The organism is Vibrio sp. ZOR0018, from assembly GCF_963865925.1.
GTDB lineage: Bacteria > Pseudomonadota > Gammaproteobacteria > Enterobacterales > Vibrionaceae > Vibrio > Vibrio anguillarum.
In genome coordinates, this window is the sequence record NZ_CAWMCN010000097.1 from 48095 (window position 1) to 67130 (window position 19036).

Genomic DNA, 19036 nt, shown 5'->3' on the forward strand with positions numbered 1-19036 from the left:
CTGAGAGCAAAATGGCAAGGGGGAGGTAATTGGCGGTGTCAAAATTATAACGTTAGCTTAGGTAGATATAGGCATATGTCTACTGATTTATAGGTTTTCTGCCAGCAGTGAGAGCAGGACGAGCACTAACGTTATAAAACGGATTACAATAATGAAAACAAACCTAACGAGAATGACTTTAGCGTTTGCTTCAATTGGTATGCTAGCGGGTTGTAATGACTCGTTAGACGTTCAAGTCATGGATGGGTATTTAACCAATGCCCAAGTTTGGCTGGATGTGAACGGCAATCGTCAATTTGAACAAAACGAACCTCAAGCGTATACCGACCAAAAAGGTATCGCAAAAATTAACGTGGCGGGGCTGCGTGGTGACGTAAAAAATTATTATCTGATGGCTTCTGCTATCAAGGGAAAAACCGTTGACCAAGATATTCCCACCGTCAAAGCGGCGCGCAATTATTTAATGATGGCGCCAGCAAATTATCCGGTGATCAGCCCTTTTACGACTTACCTCAGCGTGCAGATGCAAAATGGTAAGCGAGAGAGTAAAGCGTTGGCTGAGCTGAAAAAGGCGCTGCGTATTCCAACTCTGGATGTCAAAGCGGATTATGTCGATAACCACATCTTGGTTGCTCAATCTGCTAAAGCGCTAGCGCAACTGCTACCTGCTACTATCGATGACTCCAGCTTGCCTGAATTGGCCAATACCTTGAAAAAAGGCAGTAAACTGTTTGGCGATGAGATCAAAAAAGCGCAGCGAGAAAAGAGCGATATTCGCGATAAAACACTGATGCTTGAACATGGTGAGCCTGTTATTGGCTTTGATAGCGATAGAGATGGCGTAGCCGATTTGATTGACCACTTTCCTTACGACATCCAAGAGAGTATTGACTCCGATAATGATGGCATTGGCGATCACGCAGACCTAGACGATGACAACGATGGCTGGCCTGATGAAACTGAATGGCGATTAGGGACAGATCCTTATGACGCCTTAAGCTTTGCTGCCGATCTCGATAGCGATGGCATTGCGGATGTCGAAGATGATGATATTGATGGTGATGGGTGGAGCAACGCCGATGAAGCGCGTTTAGGAACGGACGCCAATGATGTTTCAAGCGTTCCTGCTGATCTTGATAGTGACGGTATTGCCGATAGCGAAGATGACGATATTGATGGTGATGGCGTGAGCAACGCGCAGGATGTATTCCCACGAGATCGCTTAGAAAGCCTTGATACCAATAACGATGGGCTAGGGGATTTTGCCTCAAGCGACGATGACGGTGATGGCATCCCCGACAGCATTGATCCACAACCGAAACAGGCGGATAACTCGACAACCGAGCCGACCCCAACTTATCAAGAAGCGATCATTTACTACCTGCGTGATGACAATAATTATGACGGATGGGGACTACACCTTTGGAACAACGGTAGCTGTGATTCTGTTTCTGAATCTGCGCTTAATGGTGTGGATTGGGGAAATCCTTACTTAGCCTCAGAAATCGACCCGATTTATGGAGCGATATATCGCATTCCACTTAAAGCAGAACATGGCAACTGCATGAACTTTCTTGTGCACAGTGGCAATGATAAAGCGCTGGGCGGCGATGATTTAGTGCTGGATTTTGTCAAAGGCAATACGCTTTATACGCGCCACGGTAGTGCTGTGTTGAACTATTCTCCTAATGAGCAAATTCAAGTTGCCATTGAGGGCGCAGCTGCACATTGGCTTGCGGTAAATCAACTGGCGTGGTTCGATCACAGCGAAGCGGCAAGCTATGAGCTTTGGAGCCGCGCGCAAGGCAATGGTGATATCGCACATCCTGAACAATTCATCCATTACCCATTAGCCTTGTCAGGCGTGACAAATAATGCGCATTTCCCACATTTAGCGGGTCGAGCAGCCTTCACATTGGATGTGAGCAACGAACAAGCTAAAGCGCTGTTGAAAACGCAGCTACTGACAGTGGCGAGAGATGCTGAAGGCAAAGTACTGGTTGCAACAAAAGTACAGATCCCAGGAATAGTCGATAATCTTTACACGGCTGGCAGCGATGATGCCGATGAAGCGAAACTTGGCGCTTGGATAGACGGTGATAGCGCGCATTTTGCGCTATGGGCTCCGACCGCGCAGCAAGTGGAGTTGTATCTGTATGATCAAGATAAAACCCTTCGCAGTACCTCCCCTCAGCCGATGGTTGAAGATCTCAACACCGGAGTTTGGCACTATCAAGGTGAGCGCTCGCTGAAAAACAGTTTCTATCGTTACCGCGTGCAGGCCTACCATCCTAAAACGGCGCAACTTGAATGGATGATGACGACCGATCCGTATTCGCAATCGCTCAGTACATCCAGCCTTTATTCTCAATTGGTGGACTTAACCGCAGCAGAGTCAAAACCGGACGATTGGGATACTCAAATTATTCCTGAATTGAGTCATCCTGAAGATAACATTCTTTATGAAGTACACATTCGTGACTTCAGCAACAGTGATAACAAAGGAACAGCGGAATACAACGGTAAATACCTCGCCTTCTTGGAAGAAGAACGTGACAGTGTTGCGCACCTGAAAAGTTTAAAACAAGCGGGTTTAACCACCATTCACTTACTGCCAAGCTATGATTTAGCGTCGATTCCGGAAGATGAGCAAAAGCGGGTCGATCTTAATGATACGGTCGCAAAACTGTGTGGTATTAACTCGCAAGCGTCGCTTTGTTCTGATGGCACGTCGATGAGCGCGACCATACTTTCTTTGTTGGAAAAAACCGACCCGAATACACCGCAAGCACAAGCATTACTTGCGGATGTGCGGCCGCTTGACAGCTTCAACTGGGGTTATGATCCATTCCATTACAGCGCGCCAGAAGGCAGTTATGCGGTGCAAAGTGATGGTGTGTCACGGGTGAAAGAGTACCGCCAAATGGTGCAAAAACTGCATCAGCTTGGTTTTCGAGTCGTGCAAGATGTGGTCTACAACCATACCTACTCGTCAGGTTTGTATGACAAATCAGTACTGGATAAAACCGTGCCCGGTTATTACCACCGCTTGAACCCCATCACAGGTGCGGTTGAAAATTCTAGCTGCTGTGACAATACCGCTTCAGAAAACCGTATGTTCGAGAAACTGGTGGCCGATAGCGTCACGATGTGGGCGCAAGATTACAAAATCGACGGTTTCCGTTTCGATCTGATGGGACACCTGATGAAATCAAGCATGCTCAAGATTTATGAGGCGGCGAAAACGGTTGATCCTGACACTTGGTTCTATGGTGAAGGCTGGAACTTTGGTGAAGTCGCCAACGGTGCCAGAGGTGAAAATGCCACGCAATGGCCAATGGCTGGAACGGGAATAGGGACTTATAACGATCGCTTACGTGACGGTGTGCGTGGCGGTGGTCCATTTGATAGCGGTGAGGCGCTATTAACCACTCCGGGTTTTGCTAATGCAGGTGATCGATTTAGTGATGAGCTGAAATCGAAAATGGACTTAATTCGCTATGGCATGGCTGGCAATTTACAAACCTATCCATTGCAAACCGCCAGCGGCATGACAGTGCTTGGCCGTGATTTCCAATACGGTGGTCAAGGCGCGGCCTATACACTTGACCCACAAGAGTCGATTAACTACGTCTCTAAACACGACAATCAAACCCTGTGGGACTTCAACCAATATAAAGCAAAAGCAGAAACCAGCTCAGCGGATAGAGCGCGCATGCAGATCATTGGTCTTGCGCCAGTAATGCTTGGGCAAGGTGTTCCTTTCTTCCATATGGGTTCAGAACTACTTCGCTCAAAATCGATGGCGCGCGACAGTTACGACAGTGGTGATTGGTACAACCGTGTTGACTTTAGCAAGCAGACCAACAACTGGAATGTCGGCTTGCCAAGAGCAGATAAAGATCAGGCTAACTGGAGTGCGATTCAAAGTGTGATAGCCAACCCCAATACGGTGGCTTCCGCGCAAGATATCGCATGGACAGACAATGCCTTCAAAGCCTTGCTGGCGATTCGTGCGCAAACACCGTTGCTTAAGTTAATCTCTGAGCAAGAAGTGTTAAATCGTGTTCGTTTCCATAATACGGGGCCAAATGCGCAGCCTGGCATGATAGTGATGTCGGTGAATGATGGTGTTTCAGCTGGAACGGATCTCGACCCTAACGTTGAGGCCATCGTTGTCGCCATCAACGCCAATAGCGTTGAGCAAAGTGTCGTGATCCCGAATGCGCAGCGCTTTGAATTACATCCTGTTTTACGCACAGCACAAGATGTGCGCGTCAAAGAGAGCCAGTTTAACAATGGCCGCTTTACCGTTCCAGCCTTAACGGCGGCAGTGTTTGTGATGCCGCAGCAGGGCGAGCAGGGTGCTGGCTTAAGCATTGATGCGCCACCAATTGATGTTGCACCTTATGGTTCAACCACGGTGTACGTGCGTGGTTCGATGAACGGTTGGGGAGTTTCAAATCCATTATCCTATCAGCAAAATGGTCTCTACACGTTTGAAGGTTATCTGACTCCCGGAGTGTATGAATTCAAAATTGCTTCTGAAGATTGGAGCACACTAAACCTGGGTTTTGGTGGCTTTAATATAGCTAGCGATTCCGCGACATTGGAAAATGCAGGAAATGGCAATATCAAGCTTACCGTAACAGAGCAAGGTGTTTGGAAGTTCACACTGGATGCATCCAACACATCGCAACTGGTGGTTGGCGTTGTGGATACAGGTGTTGACTACGCGTGTTATCAAGACAATAACCCCGCTTGTGATTTGCGAATTTATCAAGTGATGGTGGAATCCTTTGTTGATGGAGATTCAAACGCTGATTACGGCGTTGGTTACGGCAACTCGCACCACCGTGGTGATTTGCAAGGCATCATCAATAGCTTGGATTACATTGCTAGCTTGAACGTTAATGCGTTGTGGTTAACGCCAGTATTTGATTCCTGTGCGGGTCAAAATGGCGATGATAAGCTTGACGCTACTGGCTATTTTGCGTGTGATTATTTCAACGTAGATCCTAACTTTGGCAGCAACGCTAAACTAAAAGAGCTGATTGATCGTGCGCATGACAAAGGGCTGTACGTGTTATTGGATGGTGTATTTGGTCACACAAGCTCTGTTGGCGTGAAAGCGTCACCGAGCGGCAAGTTGCCTCAGCTTCATGATGGGGAAAGTGGTTATCCGGGCAAGTTGGTCACTTATCCTAGCCAAGCGAGTGAGGCATTTTTCACTGAAGTTGCCAGCTACTGGATCCGTGAGTTTGGCATTGATGGCTGGCGTTTAGACCAAGCGTATCAAGTTCCGCTTGAGAGCTGGCGTTCGCTGCGCGTCGCGGTTGAACAAGCATCGCAAGATAACCTCAATGCAGGGAAATCATGGGGCACATTAGGTTATATGGTCGGTGAAGTGTGGCAAGGGGCTGATGACATTACCCTAACTGCGTATGGCAGTGATGCAAACCCAGCGCTCTCCTCTGCCTTCAACTTTCCTTTACGCTATGGTGTGATGCAAGCACTAGCAGTGGAAGAATCTGGCGCAAGCGGTAACGCTCTGAGTCTAGAAGCCAGTTGGAATAACCGAGCGAAATCGCCTTATCACGCCATGCCAAATCTAATGTTAGGTAATCATGATTTGGTTCGCTTTGGTGACCTGATCCAACGAGGTAATTTAGGCGATTATTATGCGCGACATCTTGCTGCGTTCAGTTTCCTTGCCGCTTATTCTGGGCCAATCACGCTTTACTATGGTGAAGAGATTGGGGATGAAGTCGAAAACTTTGCAGCGCAAGTGACACAAAATTGTGCCGCTGTTGGTTTGTGTGATGATCACGTTGCTCGTTCTAGTGGCAAAGTAGATGGTTCAAGCTTGTCACCACAACAGCAAGCGCTGAAAAACAGCGTCAGTCAACTAATGCTACTGCGCAGCCAATACCCGTCACTGGCTAAAGGGGAGCGGCGTAATGTGTGGATTGACGAGAGTTTGTACGCGGATCTTAAAGTGTACGGTGATGAGCAGATCCTCTATGTGCTTAACACCAGCACCGCGGAGCGGAGATTATCTCTTGATATGGGAAGCGTAAAAGCTGCGACTCAATTGAAGGATTTAATGACTGAAGAGACGATCGCCACGCAAATCGGTACAACGACAATCATCGTTCCGGCTTTAACTGGTCGCTTACTTCGACTGGATTAATCGTTAAAGCAATGAAAGCTCGCTGCGGCGAGCTTTTTCTTTCTCTACTTTTTCCTACCAAGGCTCTCATTAATGAGCCTCTCGTTTGGTCATTGTCCATTGACAGAAAACACAAGTTGCGACATTTCACTCATTGGCGTAGCTTATCAACCTGAATGACACTCTGGTACACATTCTAGATTCAGCTTACAAGAGAGCCTGCTGCCATGTGGATTAGGTCACCCTCTTCAACAAATCCATAGTAATAAACTGGCCTTTGGGCGGTACTTCGTTTATTAATTAGCGAGTTAGCTAATTACTTCAAAATGGTTTTTATCGTATGACCAACATTTTTATCATTGTTGCACTGCTGGTGCTGTTTTTTGTCTTTATCCAAAAGTACGTGATCAAACACGACGATACCAAAGATTACGCTTATAAGAAGAAAGGGGCGTTACTCAATATGTCGGAAGGCGCCTTTCATAACGCACTGAAATCTGCAGTAGGGGAACACGGTGTGGTGTTGGCTAAAGTTTCAATGGCCAACGTGGTTACCCCAGCGGCGAACTTGAATAAAAAGCAGTGGTTTATCGCCAATAACCGAATCGCCAAAAACTATTTTGATTTTGTGGTGTGTGATGCAAGAACCCTAGAGCCGCGAGTTATCATCGAGTTGGATAACGGAAAAGAACTGCATAAAGGCAAGGTAGAGCGTGAAAAATTGCTGATGCATGTGTGTAAGTCTGCCAACATTCCATTGATTGGTGCGAACATCAAACACAGCTATCAAGTGAGTAAACTAAGAAGGTTACTGGCCGCGCATATTGATTTGATCGAAACCGATAAAGAAGTGCGTTTTTGCAAAAAATGTGGCAGCCCAATGGTGATAAAAATTGCCAGCCAAGGCGAATTCAAAGGTCGACGATTCTTTACGTGTAGCCGTCAACCACAGTGTACCTATACTGAAAATTATAATGTGGTGTATGAAGTAGGCGAGGATCAAGAGCTCTGAGAAATCCAAAGTGTCGAATCATCCACTGTGTCATTGATTTGGCAAATACGAACTTGGTTACGTCCATTTTTCTTCGCTTTATAAAGCTCAACATCGGCTAATTTCAGTAGTACATCCAACTTGTCACCTTCACGGTATTCACAAATACCGACACTTAAGGTCAGTTGGATTCGCTTCGATCCATAAGCGTACAAATGTTGATTAATCGCCTCGCGTAATTTTTCTCCCACATGTTCGGCTTGCGCGATGCTGTTATTAAACAAAGTCACACAAAACTCCTCACCACCAATACGGTAGAGGTTATCGTCGCCCACAATTTGAGACATTACCTGCGTCGTATCGATCAGCACCTTATCACCGGCATCATGCCCATGGGTGTCATTCACTTGCTTAAAATAATCAAGGTCAATGACTAAAAGGCACAACGTCGTATCCACCTTATTTTGCACAAAGTGAGCGAAGGCGTGAGTGAGTGCCAAACGATTGTGAGAGCCCGTCAACGCATCACGAGAAGCGAGGTAGCGTAGCGAGTTTTCGGTTTTCTTACGGCTAGATTCAAAAAGATGAGCCACCGTCCAAATCCCGCAATAGCAAAGAAGTAAGTTGATCATCAACGGGGTTGGGTCATAAGCCGCATTCCATGAGGTTTGAGAATGGATATTGAACAGTTGCGGAATGAGTGCGATGCCTGTAGCGAGGCGGCCATGCTTAACCCCTAGCAATAGGTAAAAAAGTACTGGGAAAAACGTTGTCCATAAAAATAGACCATTACTTAAAGGCTGGATAAAAGTCCCTACACTGATGATAAAGATCAGAAAATAAACGTAGGCACGAATGTGAGTGACTGAATGTGCTTGTTGTTTTGCAATCAAGTAAACGTAATAGGAGTAGCACATGAAGATAAATTCTAACGCTGCTAGCCCGTAGCTGTAAGTGTAAAAAACGTTAAATAGGACGAAGAAAAATGCAATAGCGGTTAGCAGTAAGCTTAACCCACAAAGTACAGAGGCTCTCAAATGATGAGAATGGTTGAATAATCGCGCATCCATGTTACGTCACCGTATTGCATATCGAAGATATTGATAAAGGTTATAGTACGAGATAATTGGTCCGAATCAATGGATAATCTCACATAACTTATACAATGAAATAAATTGGACGGCTTACACCTATTATTGATCCGGTTACTGTGCTTAAACCCAGAGTTGTGAATAAAAAACAGACAAGCTGGTGATAGATAAGCCAACTGGCTCAAAAACAAAGAAAATAGACTTGCACACAGCAAAAACAGCCGTTAATATCCACTCCGTTCTGAAGATATGCGTCCGTAGCTCAGTTGGTTAGAGCACCACCTTGACATGGTGGGGGTCGGTGATTCGAGTTCACTCGGACGCACCATTTCAGTTGCATGTATCATGCTCAAGAACAAAAATTTGGGTCTTTAGCTCAGTTGGTTAGAGCGTCTGGTCGACATCCAGAAGGTCGTTGGTTCGAATCCAATAAGACCCACCAAATTCAAACAAAGCCCGCCACGTGCGGGCTTTGTTGTATCTATGACATACCAAATCAGTATTAGACGAAAAACCCACGCAACGTTATAGCGGAAAATTATTTAACAGCGAAGATGGATTTTATCCTCTAGGAAAAATAAACATTATTCCGAGCATGTTGTTCATTGATTATGTTCCGCAATCGCCCGATTGGATTTAAGTTTGGACTGTATGGCGGTTTTCATCACTGCCACACAGGCAGCTTAATTAAATTATCCCAGATTAAGGTGAAATTTGGGTATAGTGTTTTATTTTTGATGATAGGTGGAAAATGAGCACACACAATGCCGCGCGTTTTTACATTGGTACTTATACGGATGCACCAAGCAATAGTAACGGCGTTGAGCTGATTGAGCTTAACACCATCACGGGTGAACTTAGTGTTTTGCAAGAGGTAATGGCGACGCGTAACCCTTCCTACCTTCTCGAAACAACGAAAGGCTTTTACACTTTTAATGAGGTAGAAGCGAGCGACAACCCACAATTAATACACATTAACAAGGGTTCGGTTTCTCAAATGCCATTGTCGGGTAGCTATGCTTGTCATCTTGCTATTGATGCCAAGCAGCGCTATTGCGCCGTGGCGCATTATGGGTCGGGTAATGTGAACATTGTTCGTTTGGACGACACTGGCAAACCTGAGTCATGCATCGCTGATCTATGGATTGATGGTCAGGGGCCAAATGCAGAGCGCCAAACCTCACCTCACGCTCATCAGGTGGTTTTCCTTAAACAGTCGTCGCAACTGGTTGTGGTCGATTTAGGGAGTGATGCAATTCATTTTTTCGCCATCAACAGTGATAATCAGGCATTTTCATTGGCGCAAACTGTAGAGATGCCTGCGGGGAGTGGGCCGCGCCATGTGGTGTTTAATCACGCAGAAACCCGAGCTTTTGTGGTCTGTGAATTGTCGGAGACTTTGGTCACCTTAGTATTTTCCGGGACACAATGGCAAATAGAGGCTGAGTGCGATCTCTTGCCGAATGAGGCGAAAAGTGGAGCGGCTGCGGCGATTAAGTTGTCGCCCGATGAACGTTTTCTCTATGCTTCCTGCCGAGAGCAAAATAAAATCGTTCTTTTTGAACTATGCCAGCCACAACCGCAATGGATTGCCGAATTTGATGTCGGTGGCCAATTCCCGCGTGACTTCACTTTGTCTGCGGATGGAGATTGGTTGTTGGTTGCTAGCCAACATTCACACACAATCGCCAGTTATCGCCGAGATGAAACCACAGGCAGGTTGGTTGCCAGCGGCTTTAGCTGCAAAGTCGGCGCGCCAGTCTGTGTGATCGAACAGCACTGTTGCGAGTTATCTTTACCATAAAGGGAGAAATTAATGACTATTCATCGTATTAATCCAAGTAAACGTTGGTCTGACATTACCGTATTCAACGGCATTGCCCACTTTGTGGAAGTGGCTGATAGCGATACAAAAGCCGATATAAAAGGGCAGGTTGAGCAGATCTTAGCCCAAGCCGAGCAGCAGTTGACGGCGATCGACAGCGACAGAAGTCGCGTGTTATCGGTGACGATTTATGTCACAGATTTTGCTCATTTCGCCGCTTTGAATGAAGTGTGGGATAGCTGGTTTCCAGAAGGATGCGCACCAAGCCGAGCCTGCGTTCAAGCGCAATTGGCAAGCCCTGACTATCTGGTTGAGATGGCTTTTGTTGCCGCGGCTGGCCCAAAATTTCAGTAAATACGTTTCTTACGATGTGATAAAAAATGGCGCTAAAAACAGCGCCATTTTTTATCTTAAAGCTTGATGATCTTAACGCTTCTTAGCAGGTTATCTGCTTGCATATGAGTGAGTTACGATTCATCGAAGTGCTCTGCTTGCTCAAGCCACAATCCATTGATTATGCCAAATGCGCAGGCGAGTAATACGCCAAGAACCCAACAGAAATACCATATCAGTCATCTCCTTTAGTACAGCGATACGCTGTGGTTGCGAATATAATCATCACTCAATCGACCGAACATTTTGTAGTAACCCCAAGCCGTGTAACTGAGGATGACTGGCACCACTAAGATGGCGACAAGCGTGATGATATTGAGTGTTTTTTGGCTGGATGTGGCATCCCAAATCGTCAAACTGTGTGATGGCATTAAGCTTGATGGCATGATCATCGGAAATAGCGCCACGCCTGCCGTAAAAATAATGCATGCAATAGCAAGGCTAGAGAATAAGAATGCCCCGCCAGATGCTCTTTTCAGGCTTGCCCATATGCACGCCAATAAGCTCGCGATGCCCACGAGCGCAGATCATCTGAAATTGGCCCTCCCGATCCTAAAACTTGTAAAGTGAATTCTTTGTCGAGCGGTTCTAACGAGTTTGCGTAAGTACCGATGGCACCGCACGACAAACTGATTGCGAGCACCAGCGCCTTGAGTGGTTGTTTCATGCTGACTACCTTTTGATTGTCTTTTTTATGATATGTGGATACCTAGGGCGAAAAGAGACTTGCGATAAAAGTGCAAGCTTTTTGATTCTCGTCAAGGCGTAGGTGAAAGATATGATTTACGAGAGTGTTTGGTCAATCTTGATTTTCTTACCCATTGGTTAATTAAAACTGAACAATTGAACAAGCAGAAAATAAAGGCGGTCTATTTAGAAGAGTTATTCTGACAAAGCCATACATTTCGATACCCAATCCTTTTCTCATTCAACGTACAATCGCCGCACTTAATTATTGAAAAGGGTTGTTGTAACGATGTCAGCAAAATTTGTACTCTCACCCATTATGGGTTTGATGGTTTGTTTGGGTATGCATACACCAACAGTATTGGCTGAGTCAGTCGCTTGGGATCAAGCTGGTCAGCAATGGCAGACTCAACAATCGCAACATTTTGTCGTGCACTTTCGCAGTGAATTGGCCCAGTACGCGGCGCGTTCGTTAGATATTGCCGAGAAAGTGCATCAAGACCTTGACAGTCAATTCTCAAAGATGCCAGCTGAAAAAACGCACCTAACGCTGGTGGATGACTACGACTATTCCAACGGTTGGGCAACGCCGCTGCCTTATGCTCAAATTCGCTTGATCTTAAATCCTCCCAGCGATGTTAATGGATTGGAAGGCAATGATGAATGGTTGCACATGCTCATCCGCCATGAGTACACTCACATTGTTCATATGGAATTAAATGAGCGTGCGGTCACCGGAGCTCGACGTATTTTTGGCCGTCACACACTGCTTTTCCCGCATGCAATGACACCCTCGATGCTGTTAGAAGGGTTAGCGGTTTACATGGAAAGCCAGAATGAACAAGGTTATGGACGTTTGCACAATAGCCATTTTGCGATGCAAATGCGTATGGAAGTGGCGAGCGGACAACTAGCTGATCTCAACCAAATCGTGGTAGCGAACAAACGTTTACCGCTTGGCAGTAATTACCTCTACGGCGCGTATTTTATTGATTATTTAGCCAAAACGTATGGCGAAGACGCACTCCAACATTTTTTAAGCGATTACAGTGGCTACCTAATTCCGGGCATTTTCTTAAACCGAAGCGCTCAACGTGCTTTTGGTAAAGACTTTTTTGCGCTTTGGCAAGAGTTCCGTGCCGATCTAATCACGCAGTTTTCAGATCAAATTGTGCAAAGTAAGGAACAGTCTTCGGAGGCTCAATCTCTTGATAGCCAGCCGTTTGAATATCTATTAGCCAATGGTGGATCAGAGCAATTACTGGCTTGGCGTCGTGATGGGGTTGATCGAGCAAATTTAGCGATGTGGGATAGTAAGCAAAATCAATGGCAGCGTTTATTGACTACAAAAAGCTTAACTAGCCTCGATGTTCATCCCCAGCAAGGTATCGTCGCGTCACAAGTGAATAGTTATCTTGATGGACGAGTGTTGAATGATCTTTATCGCTACGTTGATGGGCAGTGGCAGCGTTTAACCGAGCAACAGCGCTTTACCCAAGTACGTTGGAGCCGAGATGGGCAAAGTGTTTTCGCTACCCGTCATGAACAAGGGTTGCCTGAATTATGGCAGGTGACGCTGGATGGACAGCAAACTCGCTTATGGCAAGGCACATATGGTTGGGTCATTGGTGATATGGCGCTGTCTCCGACAGGCGACATTTATGCTTCCGTGAAGCAGCCGTCTAGCGCTTGGAATATCATGCGTTTTGTCGCCAAAGAGCAGCGCTGGTTTGCTGTGACTGAAACATCAGCAACCGAGCATCAATTGAGTTTTACCCAAGAGGGTGAGTTGCTGTTCAGCGCCGATTACACGGGGCGTTATCAGATCTACCGAATGGACTTGGCCAGTTTGCAGCTGGAGCAGTTAACCAATGAAATTGGTGGTGCTTTTTCTCCGCAATGGAATCAATCGCAAGGGCTTATCTACCAAGCTTATGAGCATGATGGTTACCACTTGCGCCACATTCCGACGGTGACGGCTTTCAATGAGACTCCGCTGTCTTCCTTTGCCAAGGTGACATCCGTTGCTTCGACGCCGATATCTCAGGTCGAAAAAAGTGACACTACCGACTACTCACCGTTGTCGACTTTAACGCCACGTTATTGGGTTCCCGTTTGGCAAGGGGATGAGAACCAATCGTTACTTGGTTTCTCGACCAGTGGTTCAGATGTGTTAGGGCGACATCAATATGAGATACAAGCGGCTTGGGATACAAAAAACGCGTTGGCGGCGTACCAATTGGGGTATCAATATGACAACCGTTGGCAAGCGATGCTCAGCCGAGAGCATGAGTTTAAGTTAAACCCATTGACCAATAAAGACGATCGTATTGTCCGTCAAGATGACTTGACGTTACAACGTAATTATTTGTGGCATGGCCTCGATGATAACTTAACGTTTGGTATCGGAACTTATTGGCAGAAAGAGTCATTGATCAAAGCGCCTCAAGGTACGCGCTATACACAAGCCAGTGATGAGTGGCTAGCAGGGGCTGCGCTACAATGGGATAACCGTGAAGGCTTATTGAATGTTCCCGGTTACGCGTGGGGTCATTACGCTGATTTGGTATGGGAGTCCAATGTTGGCGGTGATTACTCTGGACAAAAATGGCAGGCGCAGTGGCAAGCACATTGGGATCTCCCGGGGAGCTTCAACCTTACCACTCATCTTGCGGCAGGTTATGCGGACTCAAAAGCCAAAGCGTTTGAGCTGGGCAGTTACGAAGGTGAAAGCGCGCAGCTCTATGGCCGCCAACAGATAGCGTTGCGTGGCTACAGCTCTGCAGCCCAAGTAGGGCAAGCTTACGCGACACAAAGTGTTGAACTAAGCCGCTTATTGTATCGCGCTGAACGAAACTGGAATTTGTGGCCAATTGGCTTGGGGGATATTTCAGGTTCTGTATTTGTCGACTCAGGATCAAGCTGGAACGATAACCAAAACTACCAAGCCCTGACGGGGATTGGTGCTGAAGTGCAGATCGATACCATCGTACTTTATGGCGGCACGTTACCAGTACGGATTGGTTACGCTCATGGATTAGACAGTAAATTAGGCAAAGATGAAGTGTATATCAAGCTAACGGCTCAGTTTTAACCGTTTGTTGAGGAGGAAAGGGTCGCATCAAATGCGACCCTTTTTGCGTTGTAAGCTGAAACAAGGCTTACTGCTTACTCAAACCTAACGCTTGTTATGGGGCACGGTTATTTTTTGTCATAATTCTTCCGTAATTTGATACATCTTTTTCCTCGGTCTTACAGCTGATGATTGGTACAACTCATTGGCTGCGCTGTTCTGGATTTTCATTCCCCTCAATCGACGAGGAGCCTTAGTGACTTTAAGTAAGAGAATCCTCAGGTAGTGAACTTAATTAGGTCGAACAACGTAATTAACAATTAAGTAAATTGTTGTTATTTGATTGCCTAGTCTTTTTTGATTGAGGAAAGAGTGATGTTAGAGACCCTCATGTTGTCGCGGATCCAGTTTGCCGCCAATATCAGTTTTCATATTTTATTTCCAACCATTACGATTGCGCTTGCATGGGTGATGGTGTTTTTTAAGTGGCGTTTTGTACGAACGCAAGCTCAGTTGTGGTTGGACTTATATTATTTCTGGGTCAAGATATTTGCCCTGACTTTTGCGCTCGGTGTTGTTTCTGGTATTACGATGAGTTTTCAATTTGGGACTAACTGGCCAGGATTTATGGAGAGCGTCGGTAACGTAGCTGGGCCATTGTTAGGCTATGAAGTGATGACGGCCTTTTTTATGGAAGCGACCTTCCTTGGCGTGATGCTTTTTGGGCGTGGAAGAGTACCTGAATGGGTGCATACTTTAGCAACCGTGCTGGTGGCGATAGGCACATCACTCTCTGCTTTTTGGATTTTAGTTTTAAATAGCTGGATGCATACACCTGCTGGTTATGAAGTGATCGAAGGCATTGTTCATGTCACCAGTTGGAAAGAGGTTATTTTCAATCCTTCTATGCCGTATCGGCTTGTACATATGTTGCTGGCTTCTTTACTCACCGTAAGTTTTGTCATTGCAGGGATCTCTGCTTACCAATTTTTGCGTAATTCACAACTGGAAGCAGCGAAAGTGGGCCTTAGAGTCGGCATTATTCTCGCGGCCATTGCTATACCAATACAAATTTTTGTTGGCGATTTACACGGTTTAAATACGTTAAAACACCAACCCGCTAAAATTGCCGCGATGGAAGGGGTGTGGGACACGGAGCAAGGAGCACCGTTACTCTTGTTCGCTTGGCCGGATGAAGCCACACGTAGCAATCACTTTGAACTCGGCATTCCTAAATTAGCTAGCTTAATACTCACGCATGACCTCGACGGTGAAATTGTGGGTTTAAATCAATTTGCACCGGACCATCCCCCGGTTAAGCCACTGTTCTTTGGCTTTCGAATTATGGTCGGAATTGGCGTGCTGATGCTGCTAGTGAGCTGGTTTGGTGCATGGTGTTTAGTTCGTAAAAAAACCTTACCCAAGTTCTACCTTTATACCGTTGTCGCGATGACGTTTTCGGGATGGGTAGCCACATTAGCAGGGTGGTATGTTACTGAAATTGGCCGTCAACCATGGCTTGTCAGTGGTGTATTACGTACTTCTGATGCAGTTACTGCGATTGGAAGTGGTTCTGTTGTGCTGTCATTAGCCATGTATTTAACCATTTATGCCGTATTGCTAGTTGCTTATATTCATACACTGTTTTATTTAGCAAGGCAGTTCTCTACAAGCATAACGATTCAACCGATTGACGAGCAAAAGGCACCATTATGATCTCTTATCTACCGGAAATTTATCTTTTACTGCTTGGTTTTAGCGTTTTCATGTATGCGGTACTTGATGGTTATGATTTGGGTGTCGGTATTTTATTACCCCAAAATAATGAGCAACAGCGCGATAGAATGATCGCCTCAATTGGTCCTTTCTGGGATGCCAATGAAACATGGCTAGTGCTAGGCGTTGGTATTTTATTGATTGCGTTTCCAAGTGCACATAGCTTGATTTTGACAGAGCTGTATTTGCCCACCGCACTGATGCTGATCGCATTGATTATGCGTGGTGTAGCGTTTGATTTTCGTGCAAAAGCGAAAGCGGATCATAAAGACCACTGGGACTTGTGTTTTAAAACCGGTTCTTTACTTGCCGCATTAACCCAAGGTTACATGATTGGACGGTATGTGATGAGCTTTGAGGAGTCGATGCAGGCTTATGGCTTTGCACTACTCAGTTCGCTGTGCGTGACGGCCGCTTATGTTTATATCGGTGGAGCTTGGCTGGTGTTAAAGACCGAAGGCGCGTTACAAATTCGAGCGGCGCGCTGGTCACGCCGCGCGGGTTGGTTGGCCGCGCTGGGTATTTTCTCAGTCAGTATTGTTAACCCGTTATTTAATCCACTGGTCGCGGAACGTTGGTTTAGTTTCCCTGAAATGCTGTTATTAGCTCCTGTTCCGCTGGTGGTGTTAGTCACGATTTTTATGGTTGATCGCTATTTAAAAAGAGTGCCTGTAGTGAATGATATGGGCGTTCAATGGCCATTTTTTGGCGTGATGCTAATTTTTGCATTAAGCTTTCTTGGATTAGCCTATAGCTTTTTCCCTGATGTCGTCCCCGGGATAATGACGGCTCAAGAATCAGCCGCCTCTACGGCTAGCTTATTGGTAGTGGGCATTGGTGTCGTGATTGTGATGCCGATGATTTTGCTGTACACCTTTGTGGTTTACCGAATCTTTAAAGGTAAAGCGACAGATTTAAGCTATAAATAAATAGCAAGAGAATGGATACTATAACGGCCTCAAAAGAGGCCGTTATTTTTAAACCCACGATATGAGAGTTAGACTTGGAAGCGACGTACCGTATTTTGTAGCATTGCTGCCAACTGACTCAACTCTGCACACGCTTGAGCGGCGCTGGAAGAACCTTGTGCAACTTGCTTGGCTGATTCACTAATGCGTTCGATATTGCGGCTGAGCTCTTCGCTAACCGAATCTTGTTCTCCGCACGCACTGGCGATTTGAATGGTCATATCAGCAATATGAGCGCTTTGATTACTAATGTGGTCAATCGCGATTTGAGTTTGGCCACTTTGCTCCACACATTGTCCCATAAGTGCACTGCTTTGTGACGTCGCTTCACGAGCACGCAGTGCGCATGTTTGTAGGCTTTGGATAATATTGACGATGTCGCCCGTTGATTGCTGAGTTTTGCCAGCTAAAGCACGGACTTCATCAGCCACAACCGCAAAACCACGCCCTTGTTCACCAGCACGCGCTGCTTCAATTGCTGCGTTAAGTGCAAGCAAATTGGTTTGGTCGGCGATGTTGCTTATCACGTCAACGACAACGTTAATTTGCTGCGCTTGCTGCTCAAGCTCTAATACGCGTTGTTCTGCTTGATCAATTTCTTGAGTCACAAGAGAGATAGCATTCGCGACGGAATCCATCTGTTTTGATCCAAGGATGGATTGTTGGTTACTTTCACGAGCGGCGTCAGAAGCGACTTCTGTGCTTCGTGCCACTTCTGCAACCGTTGATTTCATTTGCGTCATGGCCGTAGCAATGTGCATGACCTCGACCTGTTGCTCTTGCATGCCCTGTGATGTCTGTTCAGAGACGGCGCTAACTTCATCGACAGCATGAGATAGTTGAGTCGCTCCGGCGATGATCTCTTCCACCATTGAGCGTAAATTCTCTTGCATACTTGAACACGCATCGGCCAATTCACCTAGCTCATCTTGCCCAATATGCTGACGTGCTAATCGATGGCTTAAATTACCTCCAGCAATGGCGTTCGCTTGCTGTACAACCAACTGTAGTGGCTGGCAGATTAAGCGAGAAAGTAATAGTGTAATGAACACCATAAACGCTATCAGCGCAACGATGCTGCCTGTGGAAAATGAGGTGATAGCTTGAATAAGCGTCATCAGTTCAGAGCGATTTTTGGCAACAAAGGTTTGGTTTAAATTGAGAAGATCGTCAATCGCACTCTCTAGGCGTTCAAATGTAACTAAAGAGGCTGAAATGTCCCCTTGAGCTTTTACTTTGTTTTGACTGAGAATATCATCATTAAAAGAGCCTAATGCGGTTAAATAATCGCGCCACAGATTCTTAACAGGCATAAAAATCGAACGCTCGTGATCGGTCCAAACCGCACGCTCATAGGTGGCTAGTGCACTATCAATTTCCTCATACCGTTCTTGCATCCAACGAATGTCTTCCGTAATTTCGGCTTGATCGGTTGCGGAAAGCAAACTGATTTGAGCACGTCGCACAGAAGCCATATTGTATTTGACGTTATTGACCATCATCATTGATGGGAGTGTGTCATCCGTTAGATTGAGTAGGTCATTTTGTATTTCGTTCAATGAACGATATAGGTAATAACCGAAGGCGATGTTGACTAACGCGATAATAGTAAAGGCAAGCGCAATTTTTTTGCGAATGGCTAAATCTTTTAAAAAAGACATGGTAATAAGTGACCTCGGAGTAAAACAACGGAGTTATACCTGTCCCACTTGCAGCATTGCTGTATTGATCATGTTCATTGACGCCAATTCCACCATTTTATTGATGTTTTTTCGGCCTCACTTACTGGTCATCGACAGCATCCTAAGTGGCTTGGGTATCGGGTCACATCCATATGAAAATAGAGAGATATCCATAAAGTTGTGCATCGTATCACAATTGAAACTTGGCTCCTATGGTGTTTTTGAAATTTTTATGAATGAGATATTGGGTGTGAAGAGCTTAGAATAACGCTCAAGACGGTTATTTTAAGCTCTGTTAAGGTCACAATTCTTTACATCTCAACCACCTAGTTTATAGTGATTTCCATTTCGAATTGAGTGCTAATTGGGTAACGAAAG

11 protein-coding genes, 2 tRNA genes and 1 pseudogene are annotated in these 19036 nt (G+C 45.8%); 9 read left to right on the plus strand and 5 right to left on the minus strand.

Annotation, left to right across the window (positions count from 1 at the left end; translation table 11 throughout):
* Positions 1-151 precede the first annotated feature (151 nt).
* Together pulA and AACR75_RS06190 are read left to right on the plus strand one after the other, a co-directional pair.
* A complete protein-coding gene (gene pulA, locus AACR75_RS06185) occupies positions 152-6193 on the plus strand; it encodes a pullulanase-type alpha-1,6-glucosidase (protein WP_047691764.1) in 6042 nt (2013 codons plus the stop codon).
* A 319-nt stretch (positions 6194-6512) separates the two neighbouring features.
* Positions 6513-7184, plus strand: coding sequence for a DUF2726 domain-containing protein (locus tag AACR75_RS06190; RefSeq protein ID WP_013856668.1), 672 nt, complete (start codon positions 6513-6515; stop codon positions 7182-7184).
* Here the strand turns inward: AACR75_RS06190 and AACR75_RS06195 are convergent.
* Positions 7172-8233: a GGDEF domain-containing protein gene (locus AACR75_RS06195; protein WP_047691766.1), complete on the minus strand. Its 1062-nt coding sequence runs from the start codon at positions 8231-8233 to the stop codon at positions 7172-7174. The two genes, AACR75_RS06190 and AACR75_RS06195, sit on opposite strands and share 13 nt — an antisense overlap.
* Before the next feature lie 272 nt (positions 8234-8505).
* On the opposite strand from AACR75_RS06195, the gene AACR75_RS06200 reads away from it, so the two are divergent.
* The 4 genes from AACR75_RS06200 to AACR75_RS06215 all read left to right on the plus strand — a co-directional run bounded on the left by AACR75_RS06200 (position 8506) and on the right by AACR75_RS06215 (position 10433).
* Positions 8506-8582: transfer RNA gene (locus AACR75_RS06200), tRNA-Val, on the plus strand.
* A 37-nt stretch (positions 8583-8619) separates the two neighbouring features.
* Positions 8620-8696: transfer RNA gene (locus AACR75_RS06205), tRNA-Val, on the plus strand.
* Positions 8697-9005: 309 nt separating this feature from the next.
* The gene (locus AACR75_RS06210; RefSeq protein WP_047691768.1) at positions 9006-10058 is read left to right on the plus strand and encodes a lactonase family protein; all 1053 of its coding nucleotides are present in this window, start codon (positions 9006-9008) and stop codon (positions 10056-10058) included.
* A gap of 12 nt (positions 10059-10070) precedes the next feature.
* The gene (locus tag AACR75_RS06215) at positions 10071-10433 is read left to right on the plus strand and encodes a RidA family protein (RefSeq protein WP_047691770.1); all 363 of its coding nucleotides are present in this window, start codon (positions 10071-10073) and stop codon (positions 10431-10433) included.
* A 113-nt stretch (positions 10434-10546) separates the two neighbouring features.
* On the opposite strand, the gene cydX is transcribed toward AACR75_RS06215, so the two are convergent.
* From cydX to AACR75_RS06230, 3 genes and pseudogenes are all read right to left on the minus strand, one after another.
* Positions 10547-10648, minus strand: a complete 102-nt coding sequence (gene cydX / locus AACR75_RS06220; protein WP_013856710.1) for a cytochrome bd-I oxidase subunit CydX — start codon at positions 10646-10648, stop codon at positions 10547-10549.
* A 12-nt stretch (positions 10649-10660) separates the two neighbouring features.
* Positions 10661-10990, minus strand: a pseudogene (locus AACR75_RS06225) (cytochrome d ubiquinol oxidase subunit II); the annotation flags it as partial.
* A complete protein-coding gene (locus AACR75_RS06230) occupies positions 10948-11139 on the minus strand; it encodes a hypothetical protein (RefSeq protein WP_047691776.1) in 192 nt (63 codons plus the stop codon). The gene AACR75_RS06230 and the pseudogene AACR75_RS06225, both read right to left, overlap by 43 nt.
* A gap of 309 nt (positions 11140-11448) precedes the next feature.
* Between AACR75_RS06230 and AACR75_RS06235 the strand changes: the two genes are divergently transcribed.
* The 3 genes from AACR75_RS06235 (at position 11449) to AACR75_RS06245 (ending at position 16937) form a co-directional block, all read left to right on the plus strand.
* Positions 11449-14253 (plus strand): BamA/TamA family outer membrane protein, encoded by a 2805-nt coding sequence (locus AACR75_RS06235; protein WP_047691779.1) that lies wholly within the window; start codon positions 11449-11451, stop codon positions 14251-14253.
* 354 nt (positions 14254-14607) lie between these two features.
* Positions 14608-15948, plus strand: coding sequence for a cytochrome ubiquinol oxidase subunit I (locus AACR75_RS06240; RefSeq protein ID WP_047691782.1), 1341 nt, complete (start codon positions 14608-14610; stop codon positions 15946-15948).
* The gene (locus AACR75_RS06245; protein WP_017042970.1) at positions 15945-16937 is read left to right on the plus strand and encodes a cytochrome d ubiquinol oxidase subunit II; all 993 of its coding nucleotides are present in this window, start codon (positions 15945-15947) and stop codon (positions 16935-16937) included. Before AACR75_RS06240 ends, AACR75_RS06245 begins: the two co-directional genes overlap by 4 nt.
* A 68-nt stretch (positions 16938-17005) precedes the next feature.
* Here AACR75_RS06245 and AACR75_RS06250 read toward each other — a convergent pair whose 3' ends face one another.
* Positions 17006-18637: a methyl-accepting chemotaxis protein gene (locus AACR75_RS06250; protein WP_047691785.1), complete on the minus strand. Its 1632-nt coding sequence runs from the start codon at positions 18635-18637 to the stop codon at positions 17006-17008.
* Positions 18638-19036 lie beyond the last annotated feature (399 nt).

Bases quoted from the DNA above. Each gene is read 5' to 3' on its own strand.
- pulA (WP_047691764.1), top strand. From the start codon at position 152: ATGAAAACAAACCTAACGAGAATGACTTTAGCGTTTGCTTCAATTGGT.
- AACR75_RS06190 (WP_013856668.1), top strand. From the start codon at position 6,513: ATGACCAACATTTTTATCATTGTTGCACTGCTGGTGCTGTTTTTTGTC.
- AACR75_RS06195 (WP_047691766.1), bottom strand. From the start codon at position 8,233: ATGGATGCGCGATTATTCAACCATTCTCATCATTTGAGAGCCTCTGTA.
- AACR75_RS06210 (WP_047691768.1), top strand. From the start codon at position 9,006: ATGAGCACACACAATGCCGCGCGTTTTTACATTGGTACTTATACGGAT.
- AACR75_RS06215 (WP_047691770.1), top strand. From the start codon at position 10,071: ATGACTATTCATCGTATTAATCCAAGTAAACGTTGGTCTGACATTACC.
- AACR75_RS06230 (WP_047691776.1), bottom strand. From the start codon at position 11,139: ATGAAACAACCACTCAAGGCGCTGGTGCTCGCAATCAGTTTGTCGTGC.
- AACR75_RS06235 (WP_047691779.1), top strand. From the start codon at position 11,449: ATGTCAGCAAAATTTGTACTCTCACCCATTATGGGTTTGATGGTTTGT.
- AACR75_RS06240 (WP_047691782.1), top strand. From the start codon at position 14,608: ATGTTAGAGACCCTCATGTTGTCGCGGATCCAGTTTGCCGCCAATATC.
- AACR75_RS06245 (WP_017042970.1), top strand. From the start codon at position 15,945: ATGATCTCTTATCTACCGGAAATTTATCTTTTACTGCTTGGTTTTAGC.
- AACR75_RS06250 (WP_047691785.1), bottom strand. From the start codon at position 18,637: ATGTCTTTTTTAAAAGATTTAGCCATTCGCAAAAAAATTGCGCTTGCC.